Genomic DNA, 19,557 nt, shown 5'->3' on the forward strand with positions numbered 1-19,557 from the left:
CCCTGCTTCTATCTTGTCTGTTTGACCATTTTGCATATCTGCCATCAAGCGAAAGACTCCATTAGCGCCATTGATTGTATCGACTTTGAGTGTGCGTGGTGCAAAGGTGGTGGAGGTGAGACGGTGGCAATTATCGTTGGGGCAGTAGATACCTGCAACATTGCTAGAAGTGTATTTGGTGAGATCGACGATAGAAATATTTGCTTCATCATTGGCATCGATGGGGTGGTGTGGGTCGAGTTTGGGGTTTGAAATCGAGAGTGTGTTGATGAGTGAAGTGTCTGTTAGATACCATTTACCTCCATTGCTTAAATTCAGATTGCCATTTGTGCCCGCAGTGCCAAAGATAGAGCCCATCAAGAAGCTTTGTGCGTTGGTGAGATTGATATAGAGATCTGTTCTATCTCCATAATAAATATCACCTTTGAGTTGGATTATGTTATTGGGATTGATGATAACGTGCGTAATGGGATCGGCATTGATAAAGGCTCTGCCGCTATATTCCATCAAAAATATCGGTCGTGCATAGACCTTTTTGCCAAAGGCATCAAAGCCGATTTTAGTCGGGGCAGTGTTGTTGAGATCGATAGAAAGATTTTTATTGAAGGCAAAATAGCCCTTGGGGTCTGTGTTTGTCGCTCCATTTTCGACAAATAGCCCTCTACCAATTGAGGCGTTATCTACAGCAGAAAAAGAAGTATCCACATCAAAGGTGAATTTCCCCTCCCTCCCATACGCCCATCGCCAGATAAACACGCCCCACGCAGTCCCTCCGATTTTGGCTGTGTCTAGGTGGAAATTTAGCTGCCCATCTCCACTGAATAAATAATCTTGCATACTGCCATTTAAAAGCCCCGCAGTAAAAAACCCATCTGGAATGCGGTCTAAAGAGAGTGTGATATTGACGATAGCTTGATTGTTGATATATACATTTTCTCTAGGGGGCATAGCACCATTGGCAGCGTGTTTGGTGTAGATAACATCGGTATTTGCATCATAGGTAGTCGCATGGAGCAAGCCCCCTAAAATGACAGATGCAAGTATCAAGATACGCAATACGCATATACCCCCTTATCTTAACTACCTTTACCCGTTTTACCCTAATTATATAGGAAGTCAAGCAAAATGTATTCTCATCAAGCAAAGATTTTTTGGAGTGGGTGTCCTAGGATACAAATCGGCAAATTTTACTACGAGATGAATCAAAATGAGATTGATATACATCAAGCTATGCTGATGGTATTTGGAATAGAATATTTGCGTGAGCACATTTGCTATACGAAACATCTTTCATGAGGAGTATGTATGACTTTAAAACAAGAGGGTTTATCCAGAAGAAATTTTATCAAAGCTGCGGCAGTGGCTTCTGCGGCTTCTAGTGTGGGGATTACTCTTCCGAGCACACTAGCAGCAGACGCTAAAGAAGGGCAAAAGGATTGGAAATGGGATAAGGCTGTTTGCAGGTTTTGTGGGACAGGTTGTGGGATTATGGTGGCTACTAAGGATAAGAAAATCATCGCAGTCAAGGGCGATCCTAAAGCACCAGTCAATCGGGGACTCAATTGTATCAAGGGCTATTTTTGTGCCAAGATTATGTATGGAGAAGATCGCTTGAGTGAGCCACTTTTGCGGGTCAATAGCAAGGGTGAGTTTGATAAAAAGGGCAAGTTTGTCCCCGTGAGCTGGCAGAGGGCTTTTGATGAAATGGAAAAGCAATTCAAAAAGACCTATAACCAAATGGGACCCAATGGCGTTGCGCTGATGGCAAGCGGGCAATACACGATTCCAGAGGGCTATGCTGCACTCAAGTTGATGAAGGCAGGCTTTAGGAGTAATAATATCGATCCTAATGCTAGGCATTGTATGGCAAGTGCGGTGATTGGGTTCATGCAGACTTTTGGTATTGATGAGCCCGCAGGCTGCTATGATGATATTGAGCTTACAGATACTGTGATCACTTGGGGAGCGAATATGGCAGAAATGCACCCAATCCTTTGGAGTCGCGTGACTGATAGGAAGCTCACCCACGCCTCTAAGGTCAAAATTGTCAATCTCACTACATTTACCAACAGAACTTCAGATCTTGCAGATATAGAAATTGTATTCAGACCTTCTACAGATCTTGCTATTTGGAACTATATCGCACGCGAGATTGTGTATAACCACCCTGAAGTCATCGATAAAAACTTTGTCAATGAACATTGCGTATTCAGCACAGGAGTGGTCAATATCGGCTATGGTATGCGCAGAGATCCCAATCATAAAGGATTCAGTGCAGCTGAGAGGGAGATCGTTGTCAAGGAAGTTTCTAAGCCTTTGAGTGATAATGAAGCCATCGCATTGCAATATCTTGGTATGAAGGCAGGCGATGTGATGGAGATGGATAATGCTTCAAAAGCAGGGGCGCATTGGGAGATAGGGTATGATGCGTTTAAAAAGGCTTTAGAGCCTTATACTTTGGATTTTGTCGCGCAGCTAGCTAAGGGCAATAAAGATGAAAATCTTGAAGATTTTAAGAAAAAACTTCAAGCCCTAGCAGATTTGTATATTGAGAAAAATCGCAAGGTCGTGAGCTTTTGGACAATGGGCTTCAACCAACACCAAAGAGGGTCTTGGGTCAATGAGCAAAGCTATATGGTCCATATGCTCTTAGGCAAGCAAAGCAAGCCCGGAAATGGCGCATTTTCTCTCACAGGCCAGCCCAGTGCTTGTGGGACAGCTAGGGAAGTGGGGACTTTTGCCCATCGCTTGCCCGCAGATATGGTCGTTACCAATCCCAAGCACAGAGCGATTGCTGAGAATTTTTGGAGTTTGCCAAAGGGGACTTTGAACGCCAAGCCTGGTTCGCCTTATCTGACGATGATGCGTGATTTAGAAGATGGCAAAATCAAATGGCTTTGGGTGGCTGTCAATAATCCGTGGCAAAATACAGCCAATGCTAATCATTGGATCAAAGCAGCACGTCAGATGGATAATTTCATTATCGTGAGTGATTGTTATCCTGGGATTAGTGCGAAAGTGGCTGATTTGATTTTGCCTACAGCGATGATTTATGAAAAATGGGGTGCGTATGGCAATGCAGAGCGCAGGACGCAGCATTGGAAGCAGCAGGTCTTGCCTCAAGGGAATGCGATGAGTGATACTTGGCAGATTTTTGAATTTGCTAAACGTTTCAAGCTCAGTGAGGTTTGGGGCAAGGATTATCCCCATTTGGGTATGCAATCTGTGCTAGATGCGGCTAAAGCGATGGGATATAGCCCTGATGATACTTTGTTTGATGTGCTTTTTGCTAATAAAGAAGCAAAAAAATTCACCACGCAAGAAGAACTACTCAAAGGTGGGGTGTTGAATTCTGAAGTCTTTGGCGATGAAAGAAATGTGCTAGGGAGTGATGGCAAACCTTTTGGTGGGTATGGATTTTTTATCCAAAAATATCTTTGGGACGAATACAGGAAGTTTGGTATTGGGCACGGGCATGATTTGGCTGAGTTTGATGTTTATCATAAGGTCAGAGGTTTGCGTTGGCCTGTGGTCGATGGGAAAGAAACGCAATGGCGCTTCAATGCTAAATATGACCCTTATGCACGGAAATTTGGTGATGGCAAAGAGTTCGCTTTCTATGGTAATAAAGACGCGTCTTTGAATCAAGGAGATTTACTCAAGCCCACAGACAAAAAAGTATCCATACACAACAAAGCAAAGATTTTCTTTCGCCCTTATATGGATCCTTGTGAAATGCCAGATACGCAATACCCAATGTGGCTTGCGACAGGACGTGTGCTTGAGCATTGGCATAGTGGGACAATGACAATGCGTGTCCCTGAGCTTTATCGTGCTGTCCCTGAAGCGCTGTGCTATATGCACCCAGAAGACGCAGCTTCTAATGGCTTCAAGCAAGATGAGGTGATTTGGGTAGAAAGCAGGCGGGGCAAGGTAAAAGCCAGAATCGATACGCGTGGTAGAAACAGACCACCTAGGGGGCTTGTGTATATCCCTTGGTTTGATGAAAATGTTTATATCAATAAAGTTTGTTTGGACGCTACTTGTCCTTTGTCTAAGCAGACAGATTTCAAAAAGTGTGCTGTGAAAGTTTATAAGGCTTAAAAAGAGGGATAGCAGATGGATTTTGATGCAAACAGACGCAAACATCTCATAAAAATCCTCCAAGCTATGGGTATGGTCGCTGTTGGAGGGCTTGTATGGGGGGCTTATGTGCAAAAAGCCTCTGCCTCCCCGCTTTGGCTTTTACCCCCTGGGGCTAAGCCCAAAGATCAGTTTTTGAAAAATTGTATCCGATGTGGTCTGTGTGTGGAGGCTTGCCCTTATTACACACTCAAGCTTGCCTCACCTCTGGATAGCGCGCCTTTGGGTATGCCTTATTTCCTCCCGAGAAAAACCCCTTGCTATATGTGCAAGGATATACCTTGTGTGGAGGCTTGCCCTACAGATGTGCTTGATAAGCAAGCCTTGAGCACCAACGGGCAGCTTGATATCAACAAATCTCGTATGGGTGTAGCGATTGTGGATACAAAAAATTGTATCGCATATGCAGGGATCCAGTGTGATGCGTGTTATCGTGCTTGCCCTTTGATGGATAAGGCCTTGTATCTTGAATACAAAAGAAATGAGCGCACAGGCAAGCATTCTTTTTTGCTCCCTATGGTGGATAATGATATATGCACGGGGTGTGGGAAATGCGAGCATGTGTGTGTTACAGAAGTGGCATCGATTACGATTTTGCCCCGTGATGTGGTGCTTGGCAAGATGGGGACTAATTATATCAAAGGTTGGGAAGTCCAAGATGAAGAGCGCCTCCAAGGAGTTTCTAGCAAGCTCAAAAAACCATCTGAACGCAGCCCCACTGATTATCTCAATAGCGAGGGGTTGTGATGTCGTATCGATTTTTGATTTTAAGGCGTGTGATCCAAATAGGGATTTTGGCTTTATTTTTTGTGGGAAATTTTTCTTGGATCTTGATTGCTAATCAATCTTTTGGTGTCTATCAGGGCGATATCAGTAGCTTTGTAGCAGACCATAGAAATCTTGCTGTTGGCCAGAGCAAAGATGTCCCAAGCCTAGCACATGTCTTGCAAGGGAATTTGAGTAACTCAAAACTCTTTGGAGTGATCCCTATGAGCGATCCTTTGATGGTAGCGCAGTTGTTTTTGGCTGGTGGGGCATTGAGTTTAAATGTTTATATCGGCTTGCTTGTTGTGCTAGGGCTTTATGGTGTGTTTTTAGGCAGGGCGTATTGTGCTTATGTTTGCCCGATCAATCTAGTGACTGATTTTGCTAGCTTTTTGCGTAGATGGCTCGGCTCTTATGCTCCCAATAAGCAGATACAAATCAGCAGAAATGCTAAATATGGGGTTTTGCTTTTGAGTTTGGTGCTTTCTTTTGTCTTTGGTATTGCAGCTTTTGAGATGATAAGCCCTATAGGTATGTTCCATCGTGGCGTGGTCTTTGGTATGGGGGCAGGGTTTTTTGGTATTTTGCTTGTGTTTTTGTTTGATTTATTATGGGTTAAAAACGGCTTTTGTGGCCATCTTTGCCCTTTGGGGGCAATGTATGGACTGATTGGGAAGTATAGTATTTGGCGTGTGGGCTATGATGCAGACAAATGCAGTAAATGCATGCGATGTGTGCAGATATGCCCTGAAAATCAAGTCCTGCATAGTGTAGGCAAAAAAAGCACGATCATCGATGCGATGGCGTGCATTAAATGTGGTCGGTGTATTGAGGTGTGTGCAGATGATGCACTCACTTTTAAAATAACAAACCCAATCAAAAAGGAGATAAAATGAAATTAAAACTATTGGCTTTAGCAGCAATCACTGGATTGTTTGTAGCTTGTTCGAGTGATGCTGGAGGGATTTCTGATAATGCTTTGGGGTTGCGTAAAATCCCTGTGCAAGATGAAAAAGATGTGCATTTAAATGATTATCAATACACAACCTCCCCAGCAGGAGAGAGTCAAAAGATCCAACGTTCCTATGAAAACGCCCCGCCTCTTATCCCGCACGATATTGAGGGGATGACAGATATCACACAAGATAACAATACTTGCTTGAGTTGCCACGCTCCTGATGTGGCTAAATCTGTCGGGGCTACCCCTGTGCCTAAGTCCCATACAATTGACTTGCGCCACGATAAAGCTATCAAAGATGGCATATCAGATAGCCGCTATAATTGCACCCAATGCCATGTGCCCCAAGCTAAGGCCAAGCCTTTAGTGCCTAATAACTTCAAGCCAGATTTCACACACGAGGGTGCAAAGTCTAGCTCTGATTTGATGGATGTCATCAATGAGGGCGTTCATTAAATGCTTTTTGAGAGGTTTTTACACGCACCTTCCCCCAAGGCTGTATTTTTGCCCTATGCTAAGGGGCAAAATATGCTGTGTAAAGATTGTGCGGGCGATTGTGTGGAAGCTTGCCCTATGGAAATTGTGATAAAAACAGAGGGTGGGGTGCCGTATTTGGATTTTAGCTCTGCAGGCTGTGTGTTTTGCAAAAAATGTGCTGAGGTTTGTTGGGAAAAATATGGTCAAGATAGTGTCTTAGACCCTTGTTTGCAAGGAGATATTCAAGCGTATGCCCATATTGATGTGTTGAATTGTTTGGCGTATCATCAAGTGGTCTGTGCTTCTTGCAAAGATGTTTGCAATGGGGCGATCGCATTTTCTGGCTTGTTTTATCCTGAGGTGTTGGAGGCTTGCAATGGCTGTGGTATGTGCGTGCGTGTATGTCCACAAAATGCTATCAAGATAGAGCCCAAGCAAGCCAAAACCCAAGCCCAAGCAAATAGAGGTCAAGCAAATAGAGTCCAAGCAAGATAGAGGGCCACCCCTAAGGATAGATATGAAAAAGATATTTTTGGTGCTTGCTATGGGCGTGCTTTTATCTGCAAAGGGGAGTGCTAGCTATGTGGTGGAGAGTGATGGAGGGATTTTATCGATGATGCGCTACCACCATAGCTTGTATCTTTCTCAAGATAATGGCTGCGTGCGTGTTTATGATTTATCAAGCCGGCATTTCACACATCGTTTTGAACTGCCTTTGATTGTTGATTTTTTGGGCGATAAGCATAAGCCACAGGTCTATTTTAGCGATACACTCGATGGCAAAAATATTTTGATTGTATCTCAAGGGAGCAATGGCAGCAGAGAGCTGCATATAATCAGTCCTTTGGGGGATAAGGTTGTGCTAGGGGAGCGAGATGGGATTGAAGTGTCTAGGGCTTTATGGGTTAATACGCATAAGGTCTTGCTGGGCTTGATGAGTAATGAAATCGCCCTTTATGACCTCAAGGCACAAAAATTTCTCTATAAAATCCAGCCCTCGCAAGCTGCATTTTCAGATCTCATCATCTCTGAAGATAAAAAGATCGCCTATTCAACGGCTGAATCTGGCGTGATTGATGTGATTGAAGTTGCTAGCGGGAAGATACTCAAGAAGCTTGAGGGGGTCAATAAAGATAATGTCTATCAGCTTGTCAAGGCAAAAAATATCATTTTGAGCGCAGGGCAAGATAGAAAAATGGGGATTTATCGGCTCAATAGGGATTTTTCTGTGCAAGGAGAGGGAATAGAGGCAAAGTTTTTGGTCTATGCTGTGGGTATTGATACAGATGCGAAATATGGCGCGATGATGTATGATGAAGAGGGAGGGGTCGCACTTGTCGATCTCTTGAGCCATCAAATCAAAAAGGTCTATAGCGGTGGGGGCTGTATCATCAATACGATTTTGTTCTATCATCAAGAGCTGATTGCTAGTTGTGATGGGCGAAAAATACTTTTTTGGAAACTAGAGGGATTATAATGAATATTTCAAGTATTATCATCAAGATAAACACAGAGCATTGGGATAGAGTGATAGAATCTTTGGAGGGGCTTGATGGAGTGGAGGTGCCTGTGAGTGATCCAAAAAGTGCTATGGCTATCGCACTCATCAGCGCACAAGATGTGGGAGAAGAGATCGCGGCCTTAAGGGCTATAGAAGAGATTGATGGTGTGTTGGCTGCGAATATGCATTTGAGCTATTCTGAAGAAGAATTTGCTAAAAATCTTTCTTCTTTAGAGATTGCCCAGACTATCAACGACCTCAAAGACGCTAAGGATATTACCTACAAGGGCGATGTCAATTCTTGGCTCTACAAACGCTAGCCTTACACTAGCCCTAGTATCGCCCCGCAATCGCCCTAGAATCGATAGGTATAGCTCAAATGCACAGAGGTCAGAGGGGCGATGAGTCCGTATTGATAGTAAGGTGTGCCTGCAATCACATTTTTAGTCGTTCCATTGGCTGCATAGTTTATGGGAAAAAAGATATTCAAAGGGATACGCAAGCCCAATTCGACTTGATGGTTCAAGAAATAATAATGTGTCCCTAGGTTGAAATATGCCCCTGTGCCAAAGAGTGAGTTTTTGGTTGTGCGAATAGTCGCAGGTGTTTTGGCAGTCGGTGTGATGGGGGTTGTGACACTTGTGATTTTGCCTCCGAGGAAGTTTGCTAGCTCATAGCCAAAGCCCGCAGAAAGACCTATGCTTGTTTGATGAGCGTTATAAAAATCATATAAATAATCCACATCAATCCCATAGCGCAAGCCATAATAACTCGCCTTGTTGTCGTATTCAAGGGTAGGGGTGCTAGTATAAGTAGTGGTATTTGTGCCTTTGTCGTAAACATTATAGCTACCCATATTGAGGTGTGCGCCTATGCGAACGCCGTGTCTGGGGTTGAAATAAAGCTGATAGCCACCTTTGAGCCCGTAGTTAAAGGATGTGCGTATCTCAGAATCGATGGAAATAGGGCTGCCACTATCAGAATAAGAAAAATTAGCCAAACTCAAATCAATCCCTGCAAAAAAGCCCGATTTTGGGTCTTTGTCTGCAAAGGGAGTGTTTGTTTGAGGGGCTTGAGTCCCAAAGCTTGCGCTAAAAAGCATTGAGAGCATTGCAGAATAGAGTGCAATGGATTTTTTCATTTTAGTTTCCTTTTGAAGTGATTTGTGCGATTTAAGGGATATAATTTTATATATTTTTATTGAAAATGATTGAGCAGGGATACAAAAATGCAAAATATTTATAATTTTATTACTTTTTGTAACAAATTATAGGTCTTTAGGGCTATGGTTGTGCGAGTGTTTGCGTTTTATTTGATGGATATTTTTGCTGAAAGCTAAGATTTGTTATCCAAGGTTTGGGTATTATTTTTGCATCCAATCACACGATAATTTGCTTAAGGGGATTTTGTTATCAATGAAATTTATTTTTTTAGCCTTAGGGGCTGTGATTTTGAGTGCTTGTTCGTTGTGGGGTATTTTTGAAGGCAAGATCGCACACAATAATTGGGAAATCCAAAAAATCGTCGTCGATGGCAAAGAATACCTTTCACCCCAGCTTTTAAGAGCTCAAGCTCTCCAAAATCAAACTTTGCAAAATCAGGCTCTGCAGAATCAAGCTCTGCAAAATAATATAGAGGGGGAAACCAAAGCACAAATCTCTCAAAACACCCATACCACCCCTCAAAACCCCGATACCACACAAGATACCACAAAAGAAAATAGCCCAAATGGAGAAGCTCATACAGGAGAAGTCCATACAGATGGCACGCTCGCGCAAGAAAATGGGTCTGTGAGCCAAGAATCTCCCATTGCCCCAAGCACTATGGCCACACCCGCACAAAACACTGCCTTGCCCCAATCGACCCAAACACCCCAAACTACGCAAACTCAAGACTCTAAAGAACATCTCTTAGACCTCAAAGAAATAGCCACAATGAATTTTGACCCCTCTGAACATCGGATTTATGGAGTTACAGGCTGCAATAATTATTTTGCTAGCTATGCTTGGAAAGATAGCGATCATCTTGAAGTGGGCAATACAGGCATGACAAGAAAGCTCTGTGAGCCCGATACATTGATGAGCTTTGAATTTCGTTTGATGCGTAATTTCAATGGAATTTTTAGCGTGAAAAGAAATGGCACTTCAATGGTGCTAGATAATGGTAAAATGCAGATATATCTCCAATGAATACGATCAGTGAGATTGTTTGTGGAGAGTTTGTGAGTAAAGGTTCAAAATTCTTAGCATTTTTAATGCCTTATCGGTGCTTTGATACAGGTTTAGCAGACTTGAAAAAGACCCATCTTAAGGCTGTGCATTTTGTGTATGCGTATCGATTCTTTGATGGAGTGCGTGTGTGTGAGGGGTTTAGCGATGATGGCGAGCCCAGAGGGAGTTCGGGCAGACCTGTTTTAAATGTATTGCGCGGGGAAGAGTTAGTAGATGTGGGGGTTGTGGTGGTGCGATATTTTGGCGGGGTGCTCTTGGGGGTTGGTGGTTTGGTGCGTGCTTATAGCAAAAGCGTGCTTTTAAGCATACAAACAGCCAAAGACGCAGGGGCAATGGGTGTTTTTGAGATTTGTGAAAATATTTCTTTAGAATGCCCTTATGCCTTGTTAGGGAGAGTGGAATATTTGGCTAAAAAGATGGGGCTTGCCTTAGAGAAAGAGGGATTTTTAGAAAAATCTGTGCGGCTCAAACTTTTTGGAAATGTGCAAAATACTCAGGATTTTTTGGCAATATACAAACAAGATTTAGTCTTTGAGTGAAATCTAAAATTTAGGAGGTAAAATGGAGTTTTTGGACCAATATTATCTGTGGATTAAAGCAGTGCATGTGATTGCTTTTGTTTCGTGGATGGCGATGCTTTTTTATCTGCCCCGCTTGTTTGTCTATCATACAGAAAATGCCCAAGTGCTTGAGTATGTCAAGATCGTAAGAATCCAAGAGAGGAAGCTGTATAGTTTTATCGGACAGCCTGCGATGGTTGTATGCGTGCTGACAGGGGCGTTGATGTTGGCTCTGCACCCTACCTTGCTGACATCAGGAGGGTGGCTGCATATCAAATTACTTTTTGTGCTGATTTTGCTCATTTATCATTTTATGTGTGGGCGATTTGTGCGTCTTTTTGCTATGGGGACAACCAAAAGGAGTGGGAAATTTTTTAGATTTTTTAATGAAGTGCCTACATTGTGCTTGTTTGTGATCGCATTTTGCGCTGTGGTCCAATTCTAAGAAAGGGAGATAATGGCAAAATTATGGAGTGGGAGATTCAGTGAGGAGAGCAGCGGCTTGCTAGATAGATTCAATGCCTCCATAGGCTTTGACCAAAAATTATGGAAATATGATATCAAGGGCTCTAAAATCCACGCTAAAATGCTTTGGAACATTGGTGTGCTCACTGAGGAAGAATACCAAGCGATCTTAAAAGGGCTTGATCAAATCGCTCAAGAGATAGAAGAAGATGTGTTTGTGTTTAAAATATCTGATGAAGATATCCATATGTCGATTGAAACTGCCCTCACTGCGCGCATTGGCGATGCGGGGAAAAAGCTACATACTGCCAGAAGCCGCAATGACCAAGTCGCACTTGATTTTAGACTCTATGTCTTAGAACACAATCAAATCTTACAGCAAAAAATCGCTGCACTCATTGATGTGATTTTAGAGCTTGCCCTTGCCCACACACAAACGATTATGCCGGGTATGACGCATTTACAGCACGCCCAGCCCATTAGCTTTGGCTTCCATTTAGTGGCTTGGTGCGCGAGCTTTAAGAGGGATTGTGAGCGCTTATATGATAGCTATGAGAGGAATAATTTCTTGCCATTAGGGGCAGGGGCGATGGCAGGGACGCCTTATGGCAATGATAGAGAGGCGATGGCAAAGGAGTTGGGATTCAAAGCCCCCACACTCAATGCAATGGACACAGTGAGCGAGCGGGATTTTGCTCTGGATTTGCTGTATGATATTTCTATGCTTTTGATGCATATCTCTAGGGTTGCTGAAGAGTTGGTGCTTTGGAGTAGCTATGAATTTAAATTTATCGCACTCTCTGATGGCTATTCTACGGGCAGTTCTATCATGCCTCAAAAGAAAAATCCCGATGTCCCAGAGCTTTTGCGGGGCAAAAGTGGCAGGACTTTTGGGAATTTGATGGCGCTTTTGAGCGTGATGAAGGGTTTGCCCTTGGCTTATAATAAAGACACGCAAGAAGACAAAGAAGGCGTGTTTGATAGTGTAGAAACAGCTTTGATTTCTCTGGATATTTTAAAAGAAGTGCTCTCTACAATGCAAATCTTTCCTCAAAATATGCTAAAAATGGCTAAAGTAGGGCATTTGACCGCGACAGATTTAGCTGATTTTTTAGTCCAAAAGGCTAAATTACCCTTTAGAGAAGCCCACCATCTCACAGGCAAAATCGTTGCTTATGCAGACCAAAAGGGCGTTGATATCAGCGAATTAGAAGAAAAAGAAATATTACAAGTTGCTTGTTTGGATATTTCGGGTATAAAGGGGGTTTTGGATCTGAAAAATTCTATGGAAGCAAGAGATAGCCTTGGGGGGACTGCGAGCAAGAGAGTGCTTGAGCAAATAGAGAGCTTGCAAAAATGGCTACAGAGGTATCAAGGGCTTCAAAACCAAGGGCACCAAAACAATGGATAAGCAAAAACAAATCATTGCGATGTTTGACCAAATCGCACCCACTTATGATAGCGCCAATCGGGTCTTGAGCCTAGGGATTGACATCACTTGGCGCAAAGAAGCGTGCAAAAGGGCGTTTGAATACACAAGGGAGCGTGATGGGCTTGTGATTGCAGATATTGCTTGTGGGACGGGCGATATGATGATCCATTGGGACAAAAACGCTCACATTTTGGGTAAAAATATTAACACAATCATCGGAGTCGATCCCTCAAAGGGAATGCTAGAAGTTGCTAAAGAAAAGTTCAAAAACTATCCCGATACCCAAAAAATCCGATGGATCACAGGAGAAGCAAAAGACCTCCAAGCCATTGAATCTAAAAGCATTGATATTCTCTCAATCGCTTATGGATTGCGTAATGTGATTGATATCAAAGAGGCTTTAGGGGAGTTTGGGCGGGTTTTGAAGCAAGGGGGGGTGCTCGTCGTGCTAGAATTTACCAAAAAAGAAAAAGAGAGTTTTTTGGATAAAATCACTAGCATTTATACCAAAAAAATATTACCCTTTATTGGTGGATTCATATCAAAAAATTATCAAGCTTATCAATATTTGCCTGATTCTATCGGGGATTTTTTGAGCCTCTCTGGGCTCAAGGAAGCACTGGAATTATCGGGATTTGATGTGAGATTTGCCAAAGATTATAGTATGGGTATTTCAACCTTATTGATTGGAGTGAAACGATAAAATGAGTGATGGAGCTTTTTTAAAAAATTTTTTAGCACTTTCTGAGCCCCTGACTTGGGGGGCATTAGTTGTCTTGGCATTATGCTTTTGTGTGCTTTGGGTGTTGCAAAAGAAAAATTTGAGTTTTTCTATCCGAATGCTTGTGGCGTTGTTTATGGGTATTGCTTTTGGTGTAGTGCTCCAAGGTATCGCAGGCTATCCGAGTCAAGAACAAATGCAAAGTATTTACTGGCTTTCTGAGATAAAAATTTGGTTTGGGCTTTTTGGCAAGGCGTTTGTGGGCTTTATCAAAATGCTAGTGATACCAATCATTATATTTTCAATGATTCGGATTATCTTGCATATCGATAGTGGGATCAATCTCAAAGCACTCTTGGGGCGCTCGCTTTTTTGGTTGCTCTTTACCACAGCGATTGCTGCGAGCGTGGGGATCGCTTTAGCAGTGGGGTTTGGTCTGGGAGAAAATTTCAGCGCTTATACAGGCGATAGGGCAATCAGAGAGGTAAAAACCTTTGCTGATGTCTTGCTGGGTCTTATCCCTAGCAACCCAATAGCAGCGATGGGACAGGATAATATCGTCGGTGTGGTGATTTTGACATTTTTCATAGGCTTTGGGGCTAGGAGCGTTGCTAAAATCGATGCATACAAAAAGGCTTCTGCAACTTTTAGTGATGTGATTGAAGCAGGCTATCAAATCGTGATGGTGATGACTTTATTCATTATTCGTTTTATGCCTTATGCTGTGGTCTGTCTGATGGCAAATACGCTCATATCCAACGGCTTTGGGGCGATCAAAGACGCAATGCTTTTTGTGGGATTGGTTTATTTGGCGATGGTGGTTATGTTTGTGGTGCATTTATTGCTAGTGGCTTTCCACGGGCTCAATCCTTGGACTTATCTCAAAAAGGCCATAGATACTTGGTTGCTTGCTTTTACAAGCAGATCTTCAGTGGCAATGCTTCCTTTGACGATTTCAACACTGACAAACAAACTCGGGGTCAATGCAGGCACAGCAAACTTCACAGCTTCTTTAGGCAGCACCGTTGGGCTCAATGGCTGTGCGGGGTATTTTCCTGCGATGACAGCAGTTTTTATCGCAAATCTTTTGGGCGTGCAGATTGATTTTAGCTTTATGGTGATGGTTGTGATTGTAGCGATTTTGGGCTCTTTGGGGATAGCAGGTATCCCTGGGGTCGCGACTATGGCAGCTTCTATTATGCTTGCTGGTATTGGGTTTGGCGAGCATTTTGGGCTTTTAGCGATTGTTTTAGCGATCGATCCTATCTTAGATATGGCACGCACTTTGAGTAATGTTTCTGGAGCGATGACTTCAGCTGTGTGTGCTGATAAAGAATTGGGCACATTAGATAAAAAAATCTATAATGGATAAAAGGGGGCGATGATGGAAGCAGTGAGTTTTGAAGCAAGGATTGAAAAAGCCAAGGAAATTCTTAGCAAACTCAATACCCAAAACCTCAATCTCAAAGAGGGCTTGAATCTCTATAAAGAGGGTATGCAAGAGCTCCAAGAAGCGCAAAGCTTGCTTGAAAAAGCCAAGCTAGAATACCAAGAGTTAAAATCTATCCCCACTCAAAGTGAGGTCAAACAATGAATTTAGCGATATTGCAGCTCCCCTCACTCCCACTCAAAGAAGAAAAGCTAACAGCCTATTTAAAAGCAATCAAAAAGGGCTCTGTTGTTGTGATGGGGGAGTATGTCTTAAATCCCTTTTTCCATGAGATTGGTGGTATGTCTAAAGAAATTATCAACAACATCACACAAAGCAGGCTTACAGAGCTCACCAAACTCACAAAAAAGCTACATCTGACGCTGATTGCCCCTGTATTGTGCGGGGATGAAAAGAAAATTTATAAAAAAATTGCCATCATCAATGGCGAACAGATAGATTTTTATACCCAGCAGCGATTGATCGCCTATCCACATTGGGATGAAGAAGCTTATTTTGCCAACCCCAAGCCCAAAAGCTTCAAACTCCCTTATTTGTTTGAAAAAGATGGCTTGAAAATCGCAGTTTTATTTGGCTTTGAAGTGCATTTTGATGCAATATGGGTGAAGATGAAAAATGCAGGCGTGGATATCGTGCTTTTAAGCACAGCTTGCACCTTTGATTCCCATCAGCGTTGGCAGGATTTGTGTAAGGTGCGAGCGTTTTGTAATTCGTGTATGGTTGTTAGGGTCAATCGCATTGGCGAATATGACTATGATGGGGTGCAGTGGCAGTTTTATGGAGATAGTTTTATTGCCTTGCCTAATGGCACGATTGAAGATCATTTGGGCTCAAAAGAAGAAGTGCTGTGTGTTGAGGTAGAAAAATCCCAGATCCAAGAGTATGTCAAGGAATGGAAATTCAGATAAAATCAAATAAATCAAGCCCCCTTGTCTGAAGGCGTTTAAAAATTTGGGTATAATACAAAAAGTTCAATCAATCAAAGCCATTGCAACCACTTCTACTTAATATTCTGCAAAGTAAGGGAAATTATGTCAGCAAAAACCATCAATCAAGAATTAGAGATTTTATTCAAAGAAACTGAGAGTGATTTTATCTCTTATGAAAAGATAGCTCAAGTCTTGCAAAAAGTCCCCACACCAGCCCAAGTCAAGAAAATCAAAGAACTCACACAAAAGCACAAAAGAACATTAGTGAGCTCATCAGAACTAGCAAAAAAACTCAATACCAGAGATGAAATCAAGCTTGCTGAAGAAAAAAGAAAAGTTTTAGATGAAGAGCTTGAAGATGAATTTGACTTCATGAAAGAGCGAGAACTCTTGGAATGGAGCAGGAGCGATAGCCCTGTGAGAATGTATCTGAGGGAGATGGGGCAGATTGCTCTTTTGACTAAAGAAGAAGAGATCGAATTGAGTAAGCAGATTGAATTGGGAGAAAATACCATTTTGGATGCGATTTGTTCTGTCCCGTATTTGATTGATTTTATTTATGATTATAAAGACGCCCTAATCAATCGCGAGCGACGCGTCAAAGAGCTTTTTAAAAGCTTTGATGATGATAGCGAAGACAATGAAGAGAGCGAAGAAGAAGAGGAAAACACAGAAGAAGAAGATGGGGAGAGCAAAAAGCCTGTTTCTAAAAAAGACCAAAAACGCGTTGAAAAAGTCCTAGAAAGCTTCAAAGCACTCGATAAGGCCAAAAGAGATTGGCTCAAGACCATCGATACAATTCCTGATGCTAAAGAAGATGAATTGGTGCATATCTTGACACTTGCACATAAAAAGCAAGTTTTGAAAAACAAACTTCTTGATTTAGGGCCTACGAGCAAGCTCATCAATGAACTCGTCAAGGCAATGGAAAATACTCTAAAAAGTGGCAGTGGCTTTGAGAAAGCCCGCCAAAGCCTTGAATTCAAGCTCCCGCTATACTCTGATATGCATATTGAAAATCACGAGAGAATCCTTAAAAATATCACAACAATGTCCCGAGAAGATATCGCTGCAGCCGTGCTAGAGCCTACGACAGTGAATATTTATATCGAGATTAAAAAGCTCTTTCAGACCAAAGAGGCTAGTGAAGATGGCTTCAACCTCAAGCCAGAGAAGCTCAAAGAGATTTTAGAGCAGATCAAAAGGGGCAAATCTATCTCAGATAAGGCCAAAAATAAAATGGCAAAATCAAACTTGCGGCTTGTGGTGAGTATTGCTAAGAGATATACCAACAGAGGGTTGCCGTTTTTGGACTTGATCCAAGAGGGGAATATCGGATTGATGAAGGCTGTGGATAAATTTGAATACAAAAAGGGCTTCAAATTTTCGACCTATGCTACTTGGTGGATCAGACAAGCGATTTCACGGGCAATCGCTGATCAAGCTAGGACGATTAGAATCCCTATCCATATGATAGAAACCATCAATCGTATCCATAAAATCATGCGCAAACACGTCCAAGAAAGTGGCAAAGAACCTGATGTTGATGTGATCGCCCAAGAAGTTGGCTTGCCGATAGACAAAGTAAAAAATGTCATCAAAATCACCAAAGAGCCCATCAGCCTAGAAGCCCCGATTGGCAATGATGATGATGGCAAATTTGGCGATTTTGTCGAGGATAAAAATTCGATGGGACCTATAGATTATATCATGAAGGAAGATTTAAAAGTCCAAATCGATGAAGTCTTAGACCAGCTCAATGACAGAGAAAAGGCTGTGATTCGCATGCGATTTGGTCTTTTGGACGATGAGAGCGATCGGACACTAGAAGAAATCGGCAAAGAGCTCAATGTCACCAGAGAGCGCGTCAGACAGATAGAATCGAGTGCAATCAAAAAGCTCAAACACCCCAAAGTGGGCAGAAAACTCAAAAACTATATCGAAGAGTGAGTGTGCAGAGCACTTTTTTTCGCCCATTGTCTTATCATTGGGTGATATTTATCGCCGCAGTGGTTTTAGCAGGGCTTTATAACGACACTTTTTGGACAAAGATTTTTGCTTATGTGTCGATGGAAAAAGAGGGCGATAAATCTCTTTTATTTGCATTATTTGCTGCGTATGTCTTGCTGATTGCCTTGAGTATTGAACTTTTGAGTGTGCGATTGTCTGTTAAATGGGTGATTGGGGCTTTGGTCGTGATTTCTGGGGTGAGTCAATACTTCATGCAGACTTTAGACATCACGATCAATGATATGGTTATAGAAAGCTTGCTGCATACCAACACAGGGGAGATTAAGGATTTTTTAAGCTGGGGGCTAGTAGGTGCTTTGCTCTTGTATGTGGCACTCCCGCTTTGTTTGTTGTTTTTTTGCCCTTTGGGGTCTTTGAGGTCTTTTTGGCGCTCTAGCGCCCTCAAGCTAGCCCTCATTGTTGGGTATCTCATCGCTTTGAGTGGTCTATATCTTTGGAAAGGTGCTGATATTGTTTTTGCCTTTAAAAGCTCTAAGCCTATCATTTATGCAACCAATCCATTTGCCCCTATCCGCTCGGGTGTGCGTGTGGCTTTAGATACATTAGGGCCAGCAAAGCATTTTGTGCATATAGGAGCAGATGCTAAGCTTGTGCGCTCCCATCAAGCCCCATCAGTGTTTGTTTTGGTGATTGGCGAGAGCGCTAGAGCAGCAAATTTTTCTCTCAATGGCTATGCAAGGGACACAAATCCCTACACATCAAAACTCAAGTCTTTGGTGAATTTCACAAATTTTTATGCTTGCGGGGTGATCACAGCTATTTCTATCCCTTGTATGCTGACAAACTACACGCACCAGACCTATAAAAGCCGCAACCAATCTTTGTATGTTGATAATATTTTAGACATCGCACAAAGAGTGGGCTATCAGACTTATTGGATCAGCAACAACGGGGGTGGGTGTATGGGAGGGGTGTGTGCGAGGATTGAGCATATCAAATACTACAATGATGGGAGTTTTGATGGGGCAATGCTTGGGTATATTACAGATTTGATTGCACACACAAAGCAAGATACATTTATCGTAATCAATCTCCACGGCAGCCATGGCCCGAGCTACTTTAAGCGATACCCAAAGAATTTTGAATATTTTTCTCCTGTGTGTGAGCAAAAAGAACTCCAAAAATGCTCCCATGAAAGCATTGTCAATGCTTATGACAATTCGATTGTCTATACAGATTATTTTTTGTATCAGATTATCCACGCACTCAAAGAAAACAAAGGCATTGCTGCTGCGATGTGGTATGTGAGCGATCACGGCGAGAGTTTGGGCGAATATAAGCAATACATGCACGGAGGGCTGCCCTATGCCCTCTCTCCAGAAACACAAAAGCATATCCCCTCAATGATTTGGCTAGGCAATGGCTTCAAACAGCACTATCAAGAGTTGGCAAAAAGCAAAGACGCACATCTTAGCCACGACTATATTTTCCACACTTTGCTTGACTTGCTTGATATCCATACTCAAGATTATCAAAAAGACCTAGATATTCTCAAGCAATAAATTGCCTTTGTTTGCCTAGCTCTTGATTTGATAGGTGATTTGATAGGGCGATGGAGTGATGGTTATCTGCGATAACACAAGTTTCTCTGGATTCTTCAATCACTCTCTTTTTCCTTCCTGCCCCCAATAAACAGGCTTTGAGGCAACCTCCTTTTTCCTTCAACCCCCCCCCTCTTTCTCTTCCCCCCCACCTCCCAATCTTACCTCCCTCCCTTTTCTCCTTCTTTCTTTTTATCCCCCCCCCCTCTCAATCCATTAAGCATACATTAAGCAATAAGCTTGTAATATTCCAATCCCATTCAGGTGAGCCGCATATAAAACTCTCCGATAATTTTTCTTTTTATCTCTGGTTGATGGGTTTCTATAAGAAATCTATGAGTTAAGGGTTAGAA

The 19,557-nt window shown here is 42.5% G+C and carries 20 protein-coding genes; 18 read left to right on the forward strand and 2 right to left on the reverse strand.

The window, feature by feature from the left end:
* Positions 1 to 1,056 (reverse strand): hypothetical protein (locus BKH46_RS08440; protein WP_143428939.1); only part of this gene is annotated, 1,056 nt, incomplete at its 3' end.
* Positions 1,057 to 1,125: 69 nt separating this feature from the next.
* On the opposite strand from BKH46_RS08440, the gene BKH46_RS09560 reads away from it, so the two are divergent.
* The 8 genes from BKH46_RS09560 to BKH46_RS08475 all read left to right on the forward strand — a co-directional run bounded on the left by BKH46_RS09560 (position 1,126) and on the right by BKH46_RS08475 (position 8,164).
* Positions 1,126 to 1,296, forward strand: coding sequence for a hypothetical protein (locus tag BKH46_RS09560; protein WP_172402608.1), 171 nt, complete (start codon positions 1,126 to 1,128; stop codon positions 1,294 to 1,296).
* 9 nt (positions 1,297 to 1,305) lie between these two features.
* A complete protein-coding gene (napA, locus tag BKH46_RS08445; RefSeq protein ID WP_095226403.1) occupies positions 1,306 to 4,104 on the forward strand; it encodes a nitrate reductase catalytic subunit NapA in 2,799 nt (932 codons plus the stop codon).
* A 15-nt stretch (positions 4,105 to 4,119) separates the two neighbouring features.
* The gene (napG, locus tag BKH46_RS08450) at positions 4,120 to 4,890 is read left to right on the forward strand and encodes a ferredoxin-type protein NapG (protein WP_095226404.1); all 771 of its coding nucleotides are present in this window, start codon (positions 4,120 to 4,122) and stop codon (positions 4,888 to 4,890) included.
* The gene (gene napH, locus BKH46_RS08455; RefSeq protein ID WP_095226405.1) at positions 4,890 to 5,804 is read left to right on the forward strand and encodes a quinol dehydrogenase ferredoxin subunit NapH; all 915 of its coding nucleotides are present in this window, start codon (positions 4,890 to 4,892) and stop codon (positions 5,802 to 5,804) included. The genes napG and napH overlap by 1 nt, the downstream gene beginning before the upstream one ends.
* Positions 5,801 to 6,322 carry a nitrate reductase cytochrome c-type subunit gene (locus tag BKH46_RS08460; protein WP_095226406.1) on the forward strand — a complete coding sequence of 174 codons (522 nt, stop codon included), beginning with the start codon at positions 5,801 to 5,803 and terminating at the stop codon, positions 6,320 to 6,322. The genes napH and BKH46_RS08460 overlap by 4 nt, the downstream gene beginning before the upstream one ends.
* Positions 6,323 to 6,394: 72 nt before the next feature.
* Positions 6,395 to 6,838 carry a 4Fe-4S dicluster domain-containing protein gene (locus tag BKH46_RS08465; RefSeq protein WP_172402609.1) on the forward strand — a complete coding sequence of 148 codons (444 nt, stop codon included), beginning with the start codon at positions 6,395 to 6,397 and terminating at the stop codon, positions 6,836 to 6,838.
* A gap of 22 nt (positions 6,839 to 6,860) precedes the next feature.
* Entirely contained in the window at positions 6,861 to 7,820 is a 960-nt protein-coding gene (locus BKH46_RS08470; RefSeq protein ID WP_095226408.1) for a nitrate reductase, read from the forward strand.
* Entirely contained in the window at positions 7,820 to 8,164 is a 345-nt protein-coding gene (locus BKH46_RS08475; protein WP_095226409.1) for a chaperone NapD, read from the forward strand. Before BKH46_RS08470 ends, BKH46_RS08475 begins: the two co-directional genes overlap by 1 nt.
* A 35-nt stretch (positions 8,165 to 8,199) precedes the next feature.
* Here the strand turns inward: BKH46_RS08475 and BKH46_RS08480 are convergent, their stop codons facing one another.
* Positions 8,200 to 9,078 carry an outer membrane beta-barrel protein gene (locus BKH46_RS08480; protein ID WP_095226410.1) on the reverse strand — a complete coding sequence of 293 codons (879 nt, stop codon included), beginning with the start codon at positions 9,076 to 9,078 and terminating at the stop codon, positions 8,200 to 8,202.
* 181 nt (positions 9,079 to 9,259) lie between these two features.
* Here BKH46_RS08480 and BKH46_RS08485 point away from each other — a divergent pair, with 181 nt between their 5' ends.
* The 10 genes from BKH46_RS08485 to BKH46_RS08530 all read left to right on the forward strand — a co-directional run bounded on the left by BKH46_RS08485 (position 9,260) and on the right by BKH46_RS08530 (position 19,165).
* A complete protein-coding gene (locus tag BKH46_RS08485) occupies positions 9,260 to 10,033 on the forward strand; it encodes an META domain-containing protein (RefSeq protein ID WP_095226411.1) in 774 nt (257 codons plus the stop codon).
* Positions 10,030 to 10,614 carry a YigZ family protein gene (locus BKH46_RS08490; protein WP_095226412.1) on the forward strand — a complete coding sequence of 195 codons (585 nt, stop codon included), beginning with the start codon at positions 10,030 to 10,032 and terminating at the stop codon, positions 10,612 to 10,614. The genes BKH46_RS08485 and BKH46_RS08490 overlap by 4 nt, the downstream gene beginning before the upstream one ends.
* 22 nt (positions 10,615 to 10,636) lie before the next feature.
* On the forward strand, positions 10,637 to 11,080 hold the full coding sequence (hemJ, locus tag BKH46_RS08495; protein WP_095226413.1) for a protoporphyrinogen oxidase HemJ: 444 nt from the start codon (positions 10,637 to 10,639) through the stop codon (positions 11,078 to 11,080).
* Between the two features lie 12 nt (positions 11,081 to 11,092).
* On the forward strand, positions 11,093 to 12,511 hold the full coding sequence (argH, locus tag BKH46_RS08500; protein ID WP_095226414.1) for an argininosuccinate lyase: 1,419 nt from the start codon (positions 11,093 to 11,095) through the stop codon (positions 12,509 to 12,511).
* Entirely contained in the window at positions 12,504 to 13,235 is a 732-nt protein-coding gene (ubiE, locus tag BKH46_RS08505; protein ID WP_095226415.1) for a bifunctional demethylmenaquinone methyltransferase/2-methoxy-6-polyprenyl-1,4-benzoquinol methylase UbiE, read from the forward strand. Before argH ends, ubiE begins: the two co-directional genes overlap by 8 nt.
* Before the next feature lies 1 nt (position 13,236).
* Complete coding sequence (locus tag BKH46_RS08510; RefSeq protein WP_095226416.1) at positions 13,237 to 14,625, forward strand: cation:dicarboxylase symporter family transporter; 1,389 nt, start codon at positions 13,237 to 13,239, stop codon at positions 14,623 to 14,625.
* Positions 14,626 to 14,637: 12 nt separating this feature from the next.
* Complete coding sequence (gene xseB / locus BKH46_RS08515) at positions 14,638 to 14,847, forward strand: exodeoxyribonuclease VII small subunit (RefSeq protein WP_095226417.1); 210 nt, start codon at positions 14,638 to 14,640, stop codon at positions 14,845 to 14,847.
* Positions 14,844 to 15,611: a carbon-nitrogen hydrolase family protein gene (locus BKH46_RS08520; RefSeq protein ID WP_095226418.1), complete on the forward strand. Its 768-nt coding sequence runs from the start codon at positions 14,844 to 14,846 to the stop codon at positions 15,609 to 15,611. The genes xseB and BKH46_RS08520 overlap by 4 nt, the downstream gene beginning before the upstream one ends.
* Positions 15,612 to 15,734: 123 nt before the next feature.
* On the forward strand, positions 15,735 to 17,582 hold the full coding sequence (gene rpoD, locus BKH46_RS08525) for an RNA polymerase sigma factor RpoD (protein WP_095226419.1): 1,848 nt from the start codon (positions 15,735 to 15,737) through the stop codon (positions 17,580 to 17,582).
* Between the two features lie 2 nt (positions 17,583 to 17,584).
* Positions 17,585 to 19,165, forward strand: a complete 1,581-nt coding sequence (locus BKH46_RS08530; RefSeq protein WP_095226420.1) for a sulfatase-like hydrolase/transferase — start codon at positions 17,585 to 17,587, stop codon at positions 19,163 to 19,165.
* Positions 19,166 to 19,557 lie beyond the last annotated feature (392 nt).

The organism is Helicobacter sp. 12S02634-8 (assembly GCF_002272865.1).
Classification (GTDB): Bacteria; Campylobacterota; Campylobacteria; order Campylobacterales; family Helicobacteraceae; genus Helicobacter_J.

Bases quoted from the DNA above. Each gene is read 5' to 3' on its own strand.
- BKH46_RS09560 (WP_172402608.1), top strand. From the start codon at position 1,126: ATGTATTCTCATCAAGCAAAGATTTTTTGGAGTGGGTGTCCTAGGATA.
- napA (WP_095226403.1), top strand. From the start codon at position 1,306: ATGACTTTAAAACAAGAGGGTTTATCCAGAAGAAATTTTATCAAAGCT.
- napG (WP_095226404.1), top strand. From the start codon at position 4,120: ATGGATTTTGATGCAAACAGACGCAAACATCTCATAAAAATCCTCCAA.
- napH (WP_095226405.1), top strand. From the start codon at position 4,890: ATGTCGTATCGATTTTTGATTTTAAGGCGTGTGATCCAAATAGGGATT.
- BKH46_RS08460 (WP_095226406.1), top strand. From the start codon at position 5,801: ATGAAATTAAAACTATTGGCTTTAGCAGCAATCACTGGATTGTTTGTA.
- BKH46_RS08465 (WP_172402609.1), top strand. From the start codon at position 6,395: ATGCTGTGTAAAGATTGTGCGGGCGATTGTGTGGAAGCTTGCCCTATG.
- BKH46_RS08470 (WP_095226408.1), top strand. From the start codon at position 6,861: ATGAAAAAGATATTTTTGGTGCTTGCTATGGGCGTGCTTTTATCTGCA.
- BKH46_RS08475 (WP_095226409.1), top strand. From the start codon at position 7,820: ATGAATATTTCAAGTATTATCATCAAGATAAACACAGAGCATTGGGAT.
- BKH46_RS08485 (WP_095226411.1), top strand. From the start codon at position 9,260: ATGAAATTTATTTTTTTAGCCTTAGGGGCTGTGATTTTGAGTGCTTGT.
- BKH46_RS08490 (WP_095226412.1), top strand. From the start codon at position 10,030: ATGAATACGATCAGTGAGATTGTTTGTGGAGAGTTTGTGAGTAAAGGT.
- hemJ (WP_095226413.1), top strand. From the start codon at position 10,637: ATGGAGTTTTTGGACCAATATTATCTGTGGATTAAAGCAGTGCATGTG.
- argH (WP_095226414.1), top strand. From the start codon at position 11,093: ATGGCAAAATTATGGAGTGGGAGATTCAGTGAGGAGAGCAGCGGCTTG.
- ubiE (WP_095226415.1), top strand. From the start codon at position 12,504: ATGGATAAGCAAAAACAAATCATTGCGATGTTTGACCAAATCGCACCC.
- BKH46_RS08510 (WP_095226416.1), top strand. From the start codon at position 13,237: ATGAGTGATGGAGCTTTTTTAAAAAATTTTTTAGCACTTTCTGAGCCC.
- xseB (WP_095226417.1), top strand. From the start codon at position 14,638: ATGGAAGCAGTGAGTTTTGAAGCAAGGATTGAAAAAGCCAAGGAAATT.
- BKH46_RS08520 (WP_095226418.1), top strand. From the start codon at position 14,844: ATGAATTTAGCGATATTGCAGCTCCCCTCACTCCCACTCAAAGAAGAA.
- rpoD (WP_095226419.1), top strand. From the start codon at position 15,735: ATGTCAGCAAAAACCATCAATCAAGAATTAGAGATTTTATTCAAAGAA.